Below are 15,876 nucleotides of genomic sequence, written 5' to 3' on the forward strand. Positions count from 1 at the left end.
GGGCAGCATAGCAAAAATCAGGCGGCATCGCCTGTTTTCACCGGCGCAAACACCGATTCATGCTCAACGTTCTGCACCAGCGAGTCGCGGCTGATTTCGCTGATAGAACGCGCCCCGGTCAGCGTCATCGCCACGCGCATCTCTTTTTCGATCAGGTTAAGCAGGTTCGCCACCCCTGCCTGGCCGTGGGTCGCCAGCGCATACAGATAGGCACGGCCCAGCAGCACGGTGTCCGCGCCGAGCGCAATCATTCGCACCACGTCCAGCCCGTTACGAATGCCGCTGTCTGCAAGGATCGCAATGTCACCTTTCACCGCATCGGCAATGGCGGGCAGCGCGCGGGCAGACGAGAGCACGCCGTCCAGCTGGCGGCCGCCGTGGTTCGATACCACAATGCCGTCTGCGCCAAAGCGCACCGCATCGCGCGCATCTTCTGCATCGAGGATCCCTTTGATCACCATCGGGCCGTCCCAGAATTCGCGGATCCACTCCAGGTCTTTCCAGGAAATCGATGGATCGAAGTTATTCGCCAGCCAGCCAATATAATCTTCCAGCCCGGTCGGCTTGCCGAGGTAGGTGGAGATGTTGCCCAGATCGTGAGGACGGCCATTGACGCCGACATCCCACGCCCACTGCGGATGCGTCACCGCCTGCCAGTAACGGCGCATCGCCGCGTTGGCGCCGCTCATGCCGGAATGGGCGTCCCGGTAACGCGCGCCTGGCGTCGGCATATCCACGGTAAACACCAGCGTTGAACAACCTGCCGCTTTGGCGCGCTCCAGCGCGTTACGCATAAAGCCGCGATCGCGCAGCACGTACAGCTGGAACCACATCGGACGCTTAATGGTCGGGGCGACCTCTTCAATCGGGCAGACGGATACCGTCGACAGGGTGAAAGGGATGCCTTTCGCATCGGCAGCCGCTGCCGCCTGCACTTCGCCGCGCCGCGCGTACATGCCGCACAGCCCGACCGGAGCCAGCGCCACCGGCATCGACAGTTTTTCATTAAACAGCGTGGTTTCCAGACTCAAATCGGACATGTTTTTCAGCACGCGCTGACGCAGCGCCACCTGCGAGAGATCTTCCACGTTGCGGCGTAGCGTATATTCCGCGTAGGCACCGCCGTCGATGTAATGGAAAAGAAAGGGTGGCAGGATGCGCTGCGCGGCGGCGCGGTAATCACTGGCGGCGGAAATAATCATGGGTTTCTCCCTGACAGTTTATTGGGTTAACCGGGCAGACGGGTGATACGCGCCTGGCGGGCCTGATCTTCATCGAATCGTTTAATGGTGGTATGCACAAATTCCAGATGCAGCATCATCGCTTTACGCGCGCCGTCGGCGTCACCGGCCATAATCGCGTTCATCACTGCCTGATGCTGTTCGGTGAGCTGCGCGAACACCGGCGGCACGAAATACATCCGCTGGCGGCTCTGTTTCACTGACAGTTGCAGCAGATCGAAAAAGCCGCGCATGGTCTGCAACAGCACTACATTGTGCGAAGCTTCGGCGATGGCTAAGTGAAAGCGCACGTCCGCCTGCGAAGCGAGATCCGGGTCATCGCTCAGGGTGGCGTCAAAGCAGAGCTGAATTTTTTCTTTATCCGCAGCGGTGGCGCGCAGGGCGGCGTGCCAGGCGGTGCTGGCCTCAATGGCATGACGGGCTTCCAGAATATCGAAGCTGTAGTCCGGATCGTCTGCCATCAGGGTTTTCAGCGGGTAGACAATGTTTTGCTCTGACCAGTCTTCCTGCGGCCAGCGCACAAAGGTGCCGCCGCCGCGTCGGCTGAGCAGCACGCCTTCGCTGATAAGCTTCGCAATCGCCTCCCGCAGGGAATTGCGGGAGACGCCCAGCTCGGCGGCCAGTTTGCGCTCGGCGGGCAAACGCGCCCCCGGCTCAAGCTGCTGTTCGTCTATCAGCGCACGTAAGCGATCGGCGATGGTGTCGGACAGACGCACGGGCATCACTATCATGGGATCATCCAGGTCAGAACGTATGCCTGAAGTGTAGTGATCGCACCCACCATGCAGGTGAAAATCAGGCTGTGTTTAACAGTAAAGCGGAACAGATCGGACTCTTTACCCACCAGCCCCACCGCCGCGCAGGCGATGGCGATAGACTGCGGCGAAATCATTTTGCCGGTCACGCCGCCGGTGGTATTCGCCGCCACCAGCAGCACATCCGAGACGCCAATTTGCTGGGCGGCGGTCGCCTGCAGGGCAGCAAAGAGCGCGTTCGATGAGGTATCGGAGCCGGTCAGGAACACCCCCAGCCAGCCGAGGAACGGCGAGAAAAAGGTAAAGGCGCTGCCGGTATGGGAAAGCGCCAGCGCCAGCGTCGAGGACAGCCCGGAATAATTGGAGATAAACGCGAACGCCAGCACCATACCAATGGAGTAGATCGGCAGCGCCAGCTCTTTCAGCGTGCTGCCGAAGGTGGAAAGCGCCTCTTTCGGCTTCATACGCAGCCAGACGATGGAGATCAGCGCCGCGAACAGAATGGCCGTGCCGGTGGCGGAGAACCAGTCAAACTTATACACCGCCGCATAAGGCGTGGCCGCGCTCACCACCGGCGGCATACGCGCCACCAGCTTATCCAGATACGGCACGGAGATATTAATCACCCAGTCATACATCGCGCCGCCAGGGGCAAACAGCGCTTTGAACGGCGGAATGCTCCACAGGGTGACGGTGGCAGTCAGGAACAGGAATGGCGACCAGGCACGTATGATTTGACCGCGGGAGTAATATTTCGGCGTAACGGCGGCATCGCCCGTGGTGGCATTTACGTCGTCAAAACGGAAAATGCGCACCGGCTGCCAGCGGCGCAGGAACAGCGTCAGGCACACCAGCGAGACCAGCGAGGAGATAATGTCCGGCAGTTCCGGCCCGAGAAAGTTAGAGCTGAGGTACTGGGCGATGGCAAAGGAGCCGCCCGCCACGATCACCGCAGGCCAGGTTTCCTTCACGCCGCGCCAGCCGTCCATAATCGCCATGATCCAGAACAGCACGATGATGGTCAGGAACGGCAGCTGACGGCCCACCATCTGGCCGATTTCAAAGCTGTCGAGGCCGGTCACCTGGCCTGCCACGAGAATGGGAATACCCATCGCGCCAAACGCCACCGGCGCGGTGTTGACGATCAGGCACAGCCCGGCGGCATACAGTGGTTTAAAGCCCAGCCCCACCAGCAGCGCGGCGGTAATGGCGACCGGCGCGCCAAAGCCCGCGGCCCCTTCCAGAAAGGCCCCGAACGAGAAGCCGACGATCAGCATTTGCAGGCGCTGGTCCGGCGTAATGGAGAGAATGGACGAGCGAATGATCTCAAACTGGCCGGTTTTGACCGAGATTTTATAGACAAAGACCGCCGCGACGATGATCCACGCAATCGGCCACAGGCCATAGAAGAAGCCGTACACCACCGAGGCGAGGGCGTTATCCACCGGCATATCGTAGAAGAACAGGGCAACGGCCAGCGCGATGGCAACCGTCCAGCTGGCGGCGACGTAGCCTTTCAGCTTGAGCTTAATTAAGGCGAAAAAGAAAAACAGGATCGGTAACGAGGCGATAAGGCTCGACAGCCACAGGTTCCCTGCCGGATCGTAATTTTGTTGCCAGAGGCTCATGAAGATCTCCTGAGGGCCATTTATCCTGTCGCGCGGCGAGTCTGCGCTCGTCTGCGCGTCACACTGTCTGTAAAAGTGGCCCTGCCAGTTAAGGTTTGTAGGGTTAATGACAATGAATGGTTAACCAAATGTTATTGACTGGCAATGCATGTGTGACAGGAAATGATATATCTGTGAGCGGAACAGGACTCAGGGGCAGGATTGGTAGGACCACATCAGAAGGGAAGCGCAGATAAAAACCTCTCCCGCATATGGGGAGAGGCCAGAAAGCAGGGGATCAGAATGCGGTTTTCGAAAAGCCGGTCATCTCGGTCAACTTCATTTCGCGACCTAATTCGGTCATTGGATGCACCACCACCAGGCCACGCACGCTTTTTTTCAGCTTGCCCATGTCGGCCTGTTCTTTTTTGGTGATGGCGCGACGGAACGGCATATCCGCCAGTTTCTGCGCTTCTTTGCTCAGCTTATGCCCGTGCAGGGCGCGCAAACGGGCGATTTCGCCTTCCAGCGTCTCTTTTTCTTTTTCCAGCTCGGCGTATTTATCGGCGGCTTCGGCCAGCGAAATATCAGCCTGCTGGTGGCGGATAGCGTCAAGGCGATCGCTCAGGCGTTTAATTTCACTCTTTTCAACTTCTTTCATGACAATTGGACTCTGAATCGGGGAGATATTGCGCTAAGGATACACTAAACCGCGGGCGGTTACTTCTGAAAGGCTTTTTTCAGGCTGATGCGGGAGATCAGCTCTGTCAGGGAAAGCACCATGGTGGAACGTACAACCTGTTGATAACGCTGCTTTTGCATGGCATAGAGATCGGCATCGCTGAGATCAAACTGCGGCGCGGGGGGCAGGGCGGCGACGCAGTGCAGCTCACCGAAGGGGCCCAAGATCTCGTCGTCGGTGAAAGCGTATTCGTTGCCGTCGTGATTCAGCTCTTCCCGCAGCGCCATCAGCAGCTCGGCGTCCTCGTATTCCGGGCGGCTGATGACGCCAAGCCCGTAAATCAGTTTCAAACGCACCGACAAATCGCCCAGCGGGCCGTTGCCGTCCAGCAGCGGCTCAACGGCATATTTCACCGCGTAATCGTCTTTGCGAAAAACCTGAAGCACCAGAATGTTCACCGCCTCGGTCAGTAGCTCGACGGCGGCGATCAAAAAGCTGCGTACGGTTTTGCCTGCATTAAGACGCTCAAGCACACGGTTTTCAAAGGCCTGGGTTTCTTCCATTATTGCCTGCATATCCGACAATCTGTTGTTCGGGCGCGGAAAGCTCCGCGCCGGGTTTGGCATCATGCCTTTGCGTTGTACGCGTTAACGGCCTCGGTCACGACGTCGCTCGCCGCGTCCAGCCCGGAAATCTGTGCCAGAGCCGCCTGCGGGCCTTTCTCTTCAATCAACTGCGCCAGCTCAATCGCCTGCGGATCCTGCTCGCTGCGATAGTGCATCGCGGCGGCAATACCCAGCACCAGGTTGTGATGCGGCAGGTCGTATTCCAGCGTGCCCAGCAGCGGCTTGATCAGGCGATCGCCCGCGCTCAGTTTACGCAGCGGCTGACGGCCAACGCGCTCCACATCATCTTTCAGATAGGGGTTTTCGAAACGACCCAAAATTTTCTGGATATAGGCGGCGTGTTTCTGCGTTTCAAAGCCATAACGTTTGATCAGCACTGCGCCGCTTTCCACCATCGCACCTTTTACCACAGTACGGATTTTCTCGTCGAGAATGGCATCACGGATAGTCTGCAAACCGGCCTGCTGGCCGAGATAGGCGGTAATGGCGTGGCCGGTGTTCAGGGTGAACAGCTTACGCTCCACGAAGGCCATCAGGTTATCGGTCAGTTCCATGCCCGGAATATTCGGCGGCGTACCTTTGAACTGCGTCTGGTCGACGATCCATTCGCTGAAGGTTTCCACGGTGACTTCCAGCGGATCGTTGGTAGCGGAGGCCGACGGCGGCACGATACGGTCTACAGCGGAGTCCACAAAGCCGGTATGCGCTTCCACCCAGGCTTTATCCTCTTCCGCCAGCGCGTTAAACACGTGGCCTTTCAGCTGCGTGGTGCCGCGCACCATGTTTTCACAGGCGATGATATTCAGCGGCGTGTCGTTACCCTGGGCTTTACGTTTTGACAGACCTTTGGCGATGGCAGGAGCAATACGCTCCAGCACCACCGGGCCAACCGCCGTGGTCACCAGATCCACCTGCGCGATGAGATCGATGACTTCATCGCCAGTGCTGTTGACCGCGTTAACGCCGGAAACAGTGTCCACCTGTTCATTTTCACCGACAACGTGAACCTGATAGCTATGACGGGCATTCAGGGCGTCGAGCACTGCCTGATTCACATCGGCGAATGTCAGCTCAATCCCCGCGTCCGCCAGCAGTTTGCCGATGAAACCACGTCCGATATTACCTGCGCCAAAATGTAATGCTTTCATAGAATTACCTTCATCAATGTTTTTACCCGAGAGGGCTGGGGTGAGGAGGCGAATTCCCCTCACCCTAACCCTCTCCCAATGGGAGAGGGAAAAGGGCGTACCTTTACTTGTTCAGCAGGGCCAGCACTTCTTCAACGCTCTGCGTGTGCGTCAGGCGCTCAATCACAGATTCGTCGTCCAGCGCGTTGGTCAGGCTGGTGATCACCTGGATGTGCTCGTTGTTACGGGCGGCGATACCGATAACCAGACGGGCAATGTCGTCGGCATCATCACCGAAGCGCACGCCTTCCGGATACTGACAGAATACCACGCCGGTCTTCAGAACACGGTCTTTCGCTTCCACCGTACCGTGCGGCACGGCGATGGACTCACCCAGATAGGTCGGGGTCAGTTTTTCGCGATCCAGCATCGCCTGCACATACTCCGGCTCAACGTAGCCGCCTTTTACCAGCTGCTCACCGGCAAAAATAATGGCTTCTTCTTTGGTGCTCGCCGTGCGGCCCAGGAAGATGTTTTCTGCGCCCAGACGGAACAGGTGGCTGTTACTTTCGTCGAAGCTGTCCTGCAGGCTGGTGCGCACTTTCTCTTCATTCTGCACGTGGCGCTGTGCGGCAACCAGACGTTCAGTCAGGCTGGTGTACAGGCCGCTGTCGAGGAAGTTGGTCAGCGAAATATGCTGCGCCTGCGGCACCTGGCGCATCGCACGCTCGGTCAGGTCGCGGTGCGTGATCACCAGGTCAACATCGCCCGGCAGGTTGTTGATCGCGCTGTTGGTCACGGAGATGTTAGTCAGCCCCGCATCCTGCACTTTCTTACGCAGCACGCCTGCGCCCATGGCGCTCGAGCCCATACCGGCATCACAGGCGACGATGATTTTACGCACATGGCTCAGGTCGTTGGACACTTCGCCCGCAGTCAGCGGAGAGGCGCCTTTGGACTCGGCTTTCATGTCCTGCATGCGACGGGTTGCGGCTTCAATATCGTCGTCTTCTTTCACTTTGCTGGTTTTCAGCAGAATGGCGGAGATAACGAAAGAGACGACCAGCGCTGCGAAGATTGCCGCGAGGTTAGCAAAATAGGCACCTTTCGGCGTCATTGCCAGCACCGCCAGGATAGAACCCGGAGACGCCGGAGACACCAGACCGCCGCCCAGCACGCTCAGGGTGAACACGCCAGTCATACCGCCGAGGATCACCGCAATCAGCAGACGCGGGTTCATCAGCACGTACGGGAAGTAAATTTCGTGGATACCACCCAGGAAGTGGATGATTGCCGCACCGCCCGCAGACTGTTTCGCGCTGCCGCGACCGAAGAACATATACGCCAGCAGCACGCCCATACCCGGACCCGGGTTTGCTTCGATCAGGAAGAAGATAGACTTGCCGAGATCGTGAGACTGCTGAATACCCAGCGGCGAGAAGATACCGTGGTTGATGGCGTTGTTGAGGAACAGGATTTTCGCCGGTTCAACAAAGATGGACGCCAGCGGCAGCATGTCATGGACAACCATGAAGTTAACGCCCGCAGCCAGTGCCTTAGACAGCACTTCAACCGCCGGGCCAATGCCGAGGAAGGCAAGAATGGCGAGGATCATACCGATGATGCCGGCGGAGAAGTTATTCACCAGCATTTCGAAACCGGATTTGATCTTACCATCTACCGCGGCATCAAATTTCTTGATGCACAGACCGCCCAGCGGACCGGCAATCATCGCGCCGAGGAACATCGGCATATCTGCGCCCACGATAACGCCCATGGTGGTGATAGCACCGACCACGCCGCCACGCTCGCCGCCAACCAGACGACCACCGGTATAACCGATCAACAGCGGCAGCAGATAAGTAATCATCGGGCCGACGAGTTTCGCCAGCGTTTCGTTAGGTAACCATCCTGTCGGAATAAAGAGTGCAGTAATAATACCCCAGGCGATAAACGCGCCGATGTTGGGCATTACCATATTGCTAAGGAACCGACCAAAGCTTTGCACCTTGATCTTGATATCGGATGACATAAAACACCCCTTCTTATGTTTGCTAGCGCACAGGCCGGAAGCCCGAGGTTTGTTGTTAATGTGGCGGCAGAGGTAGCCGGACCCATGATGTGTGTGAGGCGAAATCTGGCACCGAATCGTCTTTCTGTCCAGATAGCGCCCTTTGGTGTGATCTGAATCACATAAACATAGGGTGTATCCGGGGATAAGGCGTGATCAACTTCACAAAACAGTGGTGTAAAAAAAGAACACCGCCGAAAAAATCGACGCAGAATGGCTGTTAATGTGATGTTAATCACATTTGCGTTTCATGACTTTGTTATTTATTTGTGATCTTAATCACAAGATATTTTTGTCAGGAGTTTTCTGACTGTGATCAAAGGCAAACTGTGATGTAGACGCAGACGGCAGATGTAACTTCCTTACACCGCCGACACCTTACGGAACAGACTTTTCACATTTATGAAAGCGCCCCTGCCTTTTGTGCGGCGGTGGGCCATAATTATCTCTTCACAGGCGATTAAGGACACGGCCATGAAACTGATTGGCAGCTACACCAGCCCCTTCGTGCGGAAGATTTCCGTGATCTTGCTGGAAAAAGGCATCACCTTCGAATTCATCAACGAAATGCCCTATAACGCAGAGAATGGCGTTTCGCAATTTAACCCGCTTGGTAAAGTACCCGCGCTGGTGACTGATGACGGCGAAACCTGGTTTGATTCCCCCATTATTGCGGAATATCTGGAACAGCTGGGTATGGCGCCTGCATTGCTGCCCACCGATGCGAAAGCGGCATTACGGGTGCGCCAGCTGGAAGCGCTGGCGGACGGCATTATGGATGCGGCGCTGACCTCCGTGCGCGAGCAGGCCCGTCCGGCAGCACAGCAGTCGGAAAGCGAACTGGTGCGCCAGCGGGAAAAAATCAGCCGCGCGCTGGATGCCCTGGAACAATACGCCGCCAACGGCGTGTTGCAGTCGCAGTCCCTCGATCTGGCGAACATCGCTGTCGCCTGTGCGATTGGCTATCTGAATTTCCGCCGCGTGTCGCCGGGCTGGTGCGTGGAGCGTCCGCAGCTGGTGAAGCTGGTGGAAACGCTCTTCCAGCGCGAAAGCTTTGCCCGCACCGAACCGCCAAAGGCTTGATACGCATTATGACAGCCTGAGCAAAGACGCTGTACAATCCCCTCACGTCGACCCCTTCCCGACGGAGGGGCCAATCACAGCAAGGCAGTGTCATGACCCCTGAAAATCGTTCCCTGTTCAGCCAGATCCCGGCAACCGACCGTTTATTGCGTGATGACGCCTTCCGCCCGCTGTTAGCAACTTTTGGCCATACGCGGGTGGTGGAGGCGCTGCGCCTGTTGCAGAACGAGGCCCGCGCCGCCATTCACGACAGCCAGACGCTGCCGGACTGGAGCGCTGACTGGGCCGGGGCCACACGTCAGCATCTTCACCATCAGCAGCAGAGCGCTATCCGTCCGGTGATCAACCTGACCGGCACCGTGCTGCACACCAATCTCGGGCGGGCATTACAGGCGGAAGCGGCGATCGAGGCGGTGGCACAGGCGATGCGTTCTCCGGTGTCGCTGGAGTACGATCTGGATGGTGCCGGGCGCGGACATCGTGACAGCGCGCTGGCCGCCATGCTGTGCCGTCTGACGGGGGCGGAAGACGCCTGTATCGTCAATAACAACGCGGCGGCGGTACTGTTAATGCTGGCGGCTACGGCCAGCGGCCAGGAAGTGGTGGTGTCGCGCGGCGAGCTGGTGGAGATTGGCGGCGCATTTCGCATTCCGGACGTCATGCGCCAGGCAGGCTGCGAGCTGCATGAAGTCGGCACCACTAACCGCACCCACGCGAAAGACTATCGTCAGGCCATCAACGACAATACTGCGCTGCTGATGAAAGTGCATACCAGTAATTATCAGATCGAAGGTTTTACGAAAGCCGTGGACGAAGCGGAACTGGTAGCTATTGGCAACGAGCGGGACGTGCCGGTGGTGGTGGATTTAGGCAGCGGCTCGCTGGTGGATCTCAGCCAGTACGGCCTGCCGAAAGAGCCCATGCCGCAGGCGTTGATCGCCGCGGGCATCAGCCTGGTCAGCTTCTCCGGCGATAAACTGCTCGGCGGCCCGCAGGCCGGGATCATCGTCGGCAAAAAAGCGCTGATTGCCCGTCTGCAACAGCACCCGTTAAAACGCGCGCTGCGGGCAGACAAGATGACCCTCGCCGCGCTGGAGGCCACGCTGCGCCTCTACCTGCATCCGGAAAAACTCACGCAGGATCTGCCGACGCTGCGATTGCTGACCCGCGATACCGCGACGATCCGCGCCCTGGCGGAAAAACTTCAGCCGGTACTGGCCGCGCATTTTTCTGACTTCCATGTGCAGATCGAAGACTGTCTGTCGCAGATTGGCAGCGGTTCCCTGCCGGTGGATCGGCTGCCGAGCGTGGCCCTGACCTTCACCCCGCAGGACGGGCGCGGCAGCAGGCTTGAAACGCTCGCGGCGCAATGGCGCACAGGTGAAGTCCCGGTGATTGGCCGCATCACCGATGGCCGCCTGTGGCTCGATTTACGCTGTCTTGAGGACGAAACCCGTTTTCTGGAGATGTTACTGAAATGATTATTGCCACCGCCGGACATGTGGATCACGGCAAAACGACACTGCTGGAAGCGATCACCGGTGTAAATGCCGACCGCCTGCCGGAAGAGAAAAAGCGCGGCATGACCATCGATCTGGGTTATGCCTACTGGCCGCAGGCTGATGGCCGCGTACCAGGATTTATTGATGTGCCGGGCCATGAAAAGTTTCTCGCCAATATGCTGGCAGGCGTCGGCGGTATCGATCACGCGCTGCTGGTGGTGGCCTGTGATGATGGCGTGATGGCGCAGACCCGCGAACATCTGGCGATTTTGCAGCTGACCGGCCAGCCAACCCTGACCGTGGCGCTGACCAAAGCCGACCGGGTGGACGAGGCGCGCATTGCCGCCGTCCAGGACGAGGTGCGCGCCACGCTGCGTGAATACGGCTTTACCGACGCGGCGCTATTTATCACCGCCGCGACCGCCCAACGCGGCATCGATGAACTGCGCGAGCATCTGCTCCATCTCCCGGAGCGGGAACACGTGCAGCATCAGCGTTTCCGGCTGGCGATTGACCGCGCCTTTACCGTGAAGGGCGCAGGGCTGGTGGTGACCGGCACGGCGCTGTCGGGCGAGGTGCGCACCGGCGATACCCTGTGGCTGACCGGCATCAACAAACCCATGCGCGTGCGCGGTCTGCATGCGCAAAACCAGCCGGTCGATCATGCAATCGCCGGGCAGCGTATCGCCCTGAACATTACCGGCGATGCTGAAAAAGAGGCGCTTAACCGCGGCGACTGGTTGCTCAGCGAGGCGGCGTCGGAGCCGTCGTCCCGCGTTATCGTGGCGCTGCAAAGTCATACGCCCCTGACGCAGTGGCAGCCATTACATATTCACCATGCCGCCAGCCATATCACCGGCCGCGTCTCGCTGCTGACCGACGATCTGGCCGAGCTGGTGCTCGACAGCCCGCTGTGGCTGGCGGATAACGATCGGCTGGTGCTGCGTGATATTTCGGCGCGTATCACGCTGGCTGGCGCGCGGGTGGTGATGCTCGATCCGCCCCGCCGTGGCAAACGTAAAACAGCGTATCTGGACTGGCTCGCCACGCTTGCCGCCGCGCAGGACGATGCCAGCGCGCTGGCGGCGCACCTGATCCGCGGTGCCGTCTCCCTGAGCCGCTTCGGCTGGGCGCGGCAGTTAAGCCGCAGCGGAATTGACGCCTTAACCCGCAATGACGGGCTGATCCAGTCGGGGGATAGCGTACTGAGCGCAGCAGTGGCCGCAGGCTGGCAGCGCAAACTGCTCGACACCCTGGCAACCTATCACGAACAGCATAAAGACGAGCCCGGCCCCGGACGCGAGCGTCTGCGGCGCATGGCGCTGCCGATGGAAGACGACGCGCTGGTGCTGACGTTAATCGAGCGGATGCGGGAAAGCGGCGACATTGCCAGCCATCATGGCTGGCTGCATCTGCCGGAACACAAAGCCGGTTTTACCGAAGAGCAGGCGACGATCTGGCAGCGTGCGGCACCGCTGTTTGCTGATGAACCCTGGTGGGTACGCGATCTGGCGCGGGAAACGGGCACGGATGAGCAGTTAATGCGGAGTGTATTACGACAGGCGGCGCAGCAGGGACTGATAACGGCGATCGTCAAAGATCGCTATTACCGTAACGATCGGATCGTCGCCTTTGCCAGTATGATCCGCGAACTGGATCAGGCGCGGGGATCAACCTGCGCAGCAGATTTCCGCGATCGGCTGAACGTCGGGCGTAAGCTGGCGATCCAGATCCTCGAATATTTTGACCGCATCGGCTTTACCCGCCGACGCGGCAACGACCATCTGCTGCGGGATGCACAGCTGTTCCCGGAAAATAGCTGAATCCAGCCGGGTTTTTACCCGGCTTTAACCTGCTGTTTTGCCAGCCATACCGCGCCGAGCCTGCCCGCCTGGTTACCCAGCTTGCACGGCAGGATGGGCGCTTTCAGAAATTCCCACATCTCGAAGGTTTCCAGATGGCGATCGAGCAGTTGATAAACTTTCTCCTGCTCGCTTAACCCGCCGCCAATCAGCACGACCTGCGGATCGTACATGGAAATCACGCTGTAAATGCCACGCGACAGAAAGCGCGCCCACTGATTAACGGCTTCGCGCAGATGCACGTCACTGTCCATACGTTCGAAAATCTCTTTGCCGTGAGGCATCTCTTCGGCGGACAGCGCCAGCGCACGGCGGCAGGCTTCCATCAGACCACTGGCGGACGCCACTTCATGCATGCATTCGCCGTCGTTACCGACCGGCATCACGCCAAACTCGCCGGCGCGGAAATGCGATCCGCGATACAGTTCGCCGTCAAAGATAATGCCGCCGCCGATACCGGTGCCGACGGTGATACAGACGACGTTGTCGTAATCCTGCGCCGCACCCAGCCAGCGCTCGCCCAGCGCGGCACAGTTGGCATCGTTCTCGACAATCACCGGCAGATCGCTGAGTTCCGCAAACAGCTCGCGCAGGTTAATGCCGTCCATAAAGTCCAGCGCTCCGGCTTTCATGGCAACGCCGGTACGGATGTTGATGTATCCGGGGAAACTGATGCCAACGGCGACGATGTCGTGCTCCTTTTGATAGCCCTCAACCACCGCCTGCCATTTCTGCTTAAACGTCTCAACGTCTTCCGGCGTGTCGTACTCGTCCGAGGTCAGTTCCTCGCCATTCTCATCAATCACGCCGTGCTTGATGTGTGTACCACCCACGTCAAAACCAATAAAATACTGCATAGTTTTTTTCCTGTGATAACCGCTCAGGCTAAGTATGGTTCAGGCAGGCCAGCGCAACGTAAAGTAAGGTAATAAACACCTTCACTTATTCTTAAATTATGACGGGGTGGCAGGATAGATTAATCCAGTACAGCGATTCTCAGCGGCCTGAAGCGGCTGTAGATCCAAAGCCCAAGGCAGCTCAGTGAGCCAAGAATGGCCGTCATGATCGCACTCATAAGAATGCCGATAAGCAGCCCGACCGGCAGTGCAAGCAAACCATGAATATACTGCTGGTTCCAGCTCACGGTGTCGTAGCCAAAGCAGGCGAATAAGCCAAAGATAAAGCCCAGTACGGCCATGGGAATACTCAGGCCGATAAGCAGTAAACGATAAATGCTGCGGGCCTTAATACGTTTCATGTCGGTCACCGCGCGGTTTTCAGTATCCATACAACATCCTGTTGAGTTTAATGAATTACTATTATGGGCTGAATTCCCGCGCGGATCTAATATGCCGTTACTCTTCATTCACCCAGATACGCATCTCTCCTTCGCCTCGATTCGCCCAACTGAACCAGGGAATAAACGTCAGCTTCTGAGGGGTACGTCTGACGGGAGAAGTATCGTAATGCCACAGCGGTTGCTGCTCGGCCTGTGCGGCGGTACGTTTATAACCATCCGCCTGAATCAGCACTTTATGCGCAAAAATTCCCTTACCGTCCAGCGTAGTAAAGACACTGTCCTCCGGCAGCCAGAGATTATGCAGCTCTTCGCCGTTATCGGCCTGTTCCAGACAATACACCAGCGGTCCGCGCTGTACGGCGACTTTACCAGCCTGATGGCGCACCAGCGGGTTGCCATACACCCGACGCACGGGCATTGGCAGCGTCAGGGAAAGCGTATCGCCTTCCTGCCAGACACGGCGAAGATGCAGATAACCTTTGCGAATCTCACCCATGGCCGGGCCGCCATTCAGCGTAATTGTCGGGTTGGGGCACCAGTCCGGCAGGCGCAGGGCCAGGATATGTTCCACCGGCTCCGGCGACTCGATACGCAGGGTAAGATTTTCCTGCCACGGGTAATTGCCGCTCAGCTGTAAGCGCAACGTTCGCTCCCCAACCGGAATCTCTGCCCGGTTGCCAATGTATAAATTAATAAACAGGGTATCTGCCTGTGGGGTATAAATGTAATGGCCGATGGAGGTCAGCAGACGGGCGATATTCGGCGGACAGCAGGCGCAGCCAAACCACCGCTGGCGCACCGGTTGTATGTGGTCATAAATATGATTAAATGGCAGCGAACGGGGCTGCACTTCCAGTGGATTAACGTAAAAGAAGTGTTTGCCGTCCAGTGCCATCCCGCCGAGCACCGTGTTGTATAGTGCGCGCTCCATGACGTCGGCATAATGGCTGTCGCCTTCCATTTCCAGCATCCGCCGGGCAAACATCATCAGGCCAATGGAGGCGCAGCTTTCTGCATACACCGTATCGTTCGGCAGATCGTAATCGTGACTGAACGCTTCACCACGGCTCTGCGAGCCGATGCCGCCGGTAATATAGAGCTGACGGCGTGCCATGTTTTGCCACAACCGCAGACAATCCTGACGTTTTTGCTCATCTCCGGCCAGACGCGCCAGATGCGCCACGCCAGTCATCAGATAGACAAAACGTACCGCATGACCGATGGCACTGTCCTGTTCTGAAAGCGGTACGTGCGCCTGACTATAGGCCTTGTCTTTCACCATCCACGCGGTGCCATGATTCGGCCAGTGCCAGGTGCCGCCACGCTTCTCGAATTCACTGTCATAAAAATGCGGCTGAGTGCCGCGCTGTTCAACGGAGTAGGCCACGAGATCGCGATAACGCGTCTCGCCGGTGACTTCATACAGGCGCATCAGGGCCAGTTCGATTTCCGGATGCCCATCATAGCCCTGCAGCTGGTCCACGCCCGGGCCAAATACACGATCAATGTGATCGGCAAGACGGCAGCCCACGTCGAGCAGAACACGTTTCCCGGTGGCCTGAAAATAAGCTACCGCCGCTTCGATCATATGGCCAGCAGTGTACAATTCATGGCATTCCGCAAGATTCGTCCAGCGCTCGCCGGGCGCTTTAACCGTGAACCAGGTATTGAGGTACCCGTCATCACACTGTGCGGCGGCGATGAGCGTAATGACATCATCGGCAGTCTTTTCCAGTTCGGGGTCGGGCTTCTGGCACAGGGACCAGGCGACGGCTTCGAGCCATTTCGCCACATCGCTGTCCTGAAAAACCATGCCGTAAAATTCTCCCTCCTGCAGATCAGCGGCGATGCGGAAATTAGCAATCGCATGGCTGGGATCGGCATCCGGAATACGATCATTCAGTGCATCCCACTGGTAAGGGATCACCACATCGCGTACCAGACGCTGATACTCGCCTAAAAACGGATCGGTGACCTTGAGCGTGTGCAGGTCGGTTTCCATTACTTTCATTATCTTCTC

At 58.0% G+C, this 15,876-nt stretch carries 13 protein-coding genes; 3 read left to right on the forward strand and 10 right to left on the reverse strand.

The window, feature by feature from the left end:
- Positions 1–17: 17 nt before the first annotated feature.
- The 7 genes from lldD to ACQUTD_RS10475 all read right to left on the reverse strand — a co-directional run bounded on the left by lldD (position 18) and on the right by ACQUTD_RS10475 (position 8,070).
- Positions 18–1,202 carry an FMN-dependent L-lactate dehydrogenase LldD gene (gene lldD, locus ACQUTD_RS10445; protein WP_321988256.1) on the reverse strand — a complete coding sequence of 395 codons (1,185 nt, stop codon included), beginning with the start codon at positions 1,200–1,202 and terminating at the stop codon, positions 18–20.
- Between the two features lie 26 nt (positions 1,203–1,228).
- Positions 1,229–1,972 carry a transcriptional regulator LldR gene (gene lldR, locus ACQUTD_RS10450; RefSeq protein WP_473275290.1) on the reverse strand — a complete coding sequence of 248 codons (744 nt, stop codon included), beginning with the start codon at positions 1,970–1,972 and terminating at the stop codon, positions 1,229–1,231.
- Entirely contained in the window at positions 1,969–3,624 is a 1,656-nt protein-coding gene (lldP, locus tag ACQUTD_RS10455) for an L-lactate permease (RefSeq protein WP_473275287.1), read from the reverse strand. Before lldP ends, lldR begins: the two co-directional genes overlap by 4 nt.
- A 277-nt stretch (positions 3,625–3,901) precedes the next feature.
- Positions 3,902–4,264, reverse strand: coding sequence for a YibL family ribosome-associated protein (locus ACQUTD_RS10460; protein WP_318362560.1), 363 nt, complete (start codon positions 4,262–4,264; stop codon positions 3,902–3,904).
- A gap of 59 nt (positions 4,265–4,323) precedes the next feature.
- Positions 4,324–4,914 carry a mannitol operon repressor MtlR gene (mtlR, locus tag ACQUTD_RS10465; RefSeq protein WP_072571067.1) on the reverse strand — a complete coding sequence of 197 codons (591 nt, stop codon included), beginning with the start codon at positions 4,912–4,914 and terminating at the stop codon, positions 4,324–4,326.
- On the reverse strand, positions 4,911–6,059 hold the full coding sequence (gene mtlD / locus ACQUTD_RS10470; protein ID WP_473275282.1) for a mannitol-1-phosphate 5-dehydrogenase: 1,149 nt from the start codon (positions 6,057–6,059) through the stop codon (positions 4,911–4,913). The genes mtlR and mtlD overlap by 4 nt, the downstream gene beginning before the upstream one ends.
- Before the next feature lie 103 nt (positions 6,060–6,162).
- Positions 6,163–8,070 (reverse strand): PTS mannitol transporter subunit IICBA, encoded by a 1,908-nt coding sequence (locus tag ACQUTD_RS10475; RefSeq protein WP_473275281.1) that lies wholly within the window; start codon positions 8,068–8,070, stop codon positions 6,163–6,165.
- A gap of 513 nt (positions 8,071–8,583) precedes the next feature.
- On the opposite strand from ACQUTD_RS10475, the gene ACQUTD_RS10480 reads away from it, so the two are divergent.
- The 3 genes from ACQUTD_RS10480 to selB all read left to right on the forward strand — a co-directional run bounded on the left by ACQUTD_RS10480 (position 8,584) and on the right by selB (position 12,517).
- Entirely contained in the window at positions 8,584–9,192 is a 609-nt protein-coding gene (locus ACQUTD_RS10480; protein ID WP_318374233.1) for a glutathione S-transferase, read from the forward strand.
- 92 nt (positions 9,193–9,284) lie between these two features.
- Positions 9,285–10,673 (forward strand): L-seryl-tRNA(Sec) selenium transferase, encoded by a 1,389-nt coding sequence (selA, locus tag ACQUTD_RS10485; RefSeq protein ID WP_473275276.1) that lies wholly within the window; start codon positions 9,285–9,287, stop codon positions 10,671–10,673.
- Positions 10,670–12,517 carry a selenocysteine-specific translation elongation factor gene (gene selB / locus ACQUTD_RS10490; RefSeq protein WP_473275273.1) on the forward strand — a complete coding sequence of 616 codons (1,848 nt, stop codon included), beginning with the start codon at positions 10,670–10,672 and terminating at the stop codon, positions 12,515–12,517. Before selA ends, selB begins: the two co-directional genes overlap by 4 nt.
- Before the next feature lie 14 nt (positions 12,518–12,531).
- On the opposite strand, the gene ACQUTD_RS10495 is transcribed toward selB, so the two are convergent.
- The 3 genes from ACQUTD_RS10495 to ACQUTD_RS10505 form a co-directional block, all read right to left on the reverse strand.
- Entirely contained in the window at positions 12,532–13,413 is an 882-nt protein-coding gene (locus ACQUTD_RS10495) for an ROK family protein (protein ID WP_473275270.1), read from the reverse strand.
- Between the two features lie 119 nt (positions 13,414–13,532).
- On the reverse strand, positions 13,533–13,844 hold the full coding sequence (locus ACQUTD_RS10500; protein ID WP_072571074.1) for a hypothetical protein: 312 nt from the start codon (positions 13,842–13,844) through the stop codon (positions 13,533–13,535).
- Positions 13,845–13,911: 67 nt separating this feature from the next.
- Positions 13,912–15,867, reverse strand: coding sequence for a beta-L-arabinofuranosidase domain-containing protein (locus tag ACQUTD_RS10505; RefSeq protein ID WP_473275268.1), 1,956 nt, complete (start codon positions 15,865–15,867; stop codon positions 13,912–13,914).
- Between the last annotated feature and the right edge of the window lie 9 nt (positions 15,868–15,876).

It is taken from the genome of Enterobacter sp. K510 (assembly GCF_055804875.1).

Bases quoted from the DNA above. Each gene is read 5' to 3' on its own strand.
- lldR (WP_473275290.1), bottom strand. From the start codon at position 1,972: ATGATAGTGATGCCCGTGCGTCTGTCCGACACCATCGCCGATCGCTTA.
- ACQUTD_RS10500 (WP_072571074.1), bottom strand. From the start codon at position 13,844: ATGGATACTGAAAACCGCGCGGTGACCGACATGAAACGTATTAAGGCC.
- ACQUTD_RS10480 (WP_318374233.1), top strand. From the start codon at position 8,584: ATGAAACTGATTGGCAGCTACACCAGCCCCTTCGTGCGGAAGATTTCC.
- ACQUTD_RS10460 (WP_318362560.1), bottom strand. From the start codon at position 4,264: ATGAAAGAAGTTGAAAAGAGTGAAATTAAACGCCTGAGCGATCGCCTT.
- lldP (WP_473275287.1), bottom strand. From the start codon at position 3,624: ATGAGCCTCTGGCAACAAAATTACGATCCGGCAGGGAACCTGTGGCTG.
- ACQUTD_RS10495 (WP_473275270.1), bottom strand. From the start codon at position 13,413: ATGCAGTATTTTATTGGTTTTGACGTGGGTGGTACACACATCAAGCAC.
- mtlR (WP_072571067.1), bottom strand. From the start codon at position 4,914: ATGATGCCAAACCCGGCGCGGAGCTTTCCGCGCCCGAACAACAGATTG.
- selB (WP_473275273.1), top strand. From the start codon at position 10,670: ATGATTATTGCCACCGCCGGACATGTGGATCACGGCAAAACGACACTG.
- ACQUTD_RS10475 (WP_473275281.1), bottom strand. From the start codon at position 8,070: ATGTCATCCGATATCAAGATCAAGGTGCAAAGCTTTGGTCGGTTCCTT.
- mtlD (WP_473275282.1), bottom strand. From the start codon at position 6,059: ATGAAAGCATTACATTTTGGCGCAGGTAATATCGGACGTGGTTTCATC.
- selA (WP_473275276.1), top strand. From the start codon at position 9,285: ATGACCCCTGAAAATCGTTCCCTGTTCAGCCAGATCCCGGCAACCGAC.
- lldD (WP_321988256.1), bottom strand. From the start codon at position 1,202: ATGATTATTTCCGCCGCCAGTGATTACCGCGCCGCCGCGCAGCGCATC.
- ACQUTD_RS10505 (WP_473275268.1), bottom strand. From the start codon at position 15,867: ATGAAAGTAATGGAAACCGACCTGCACACGCTCAAGGTCACCGATCCG.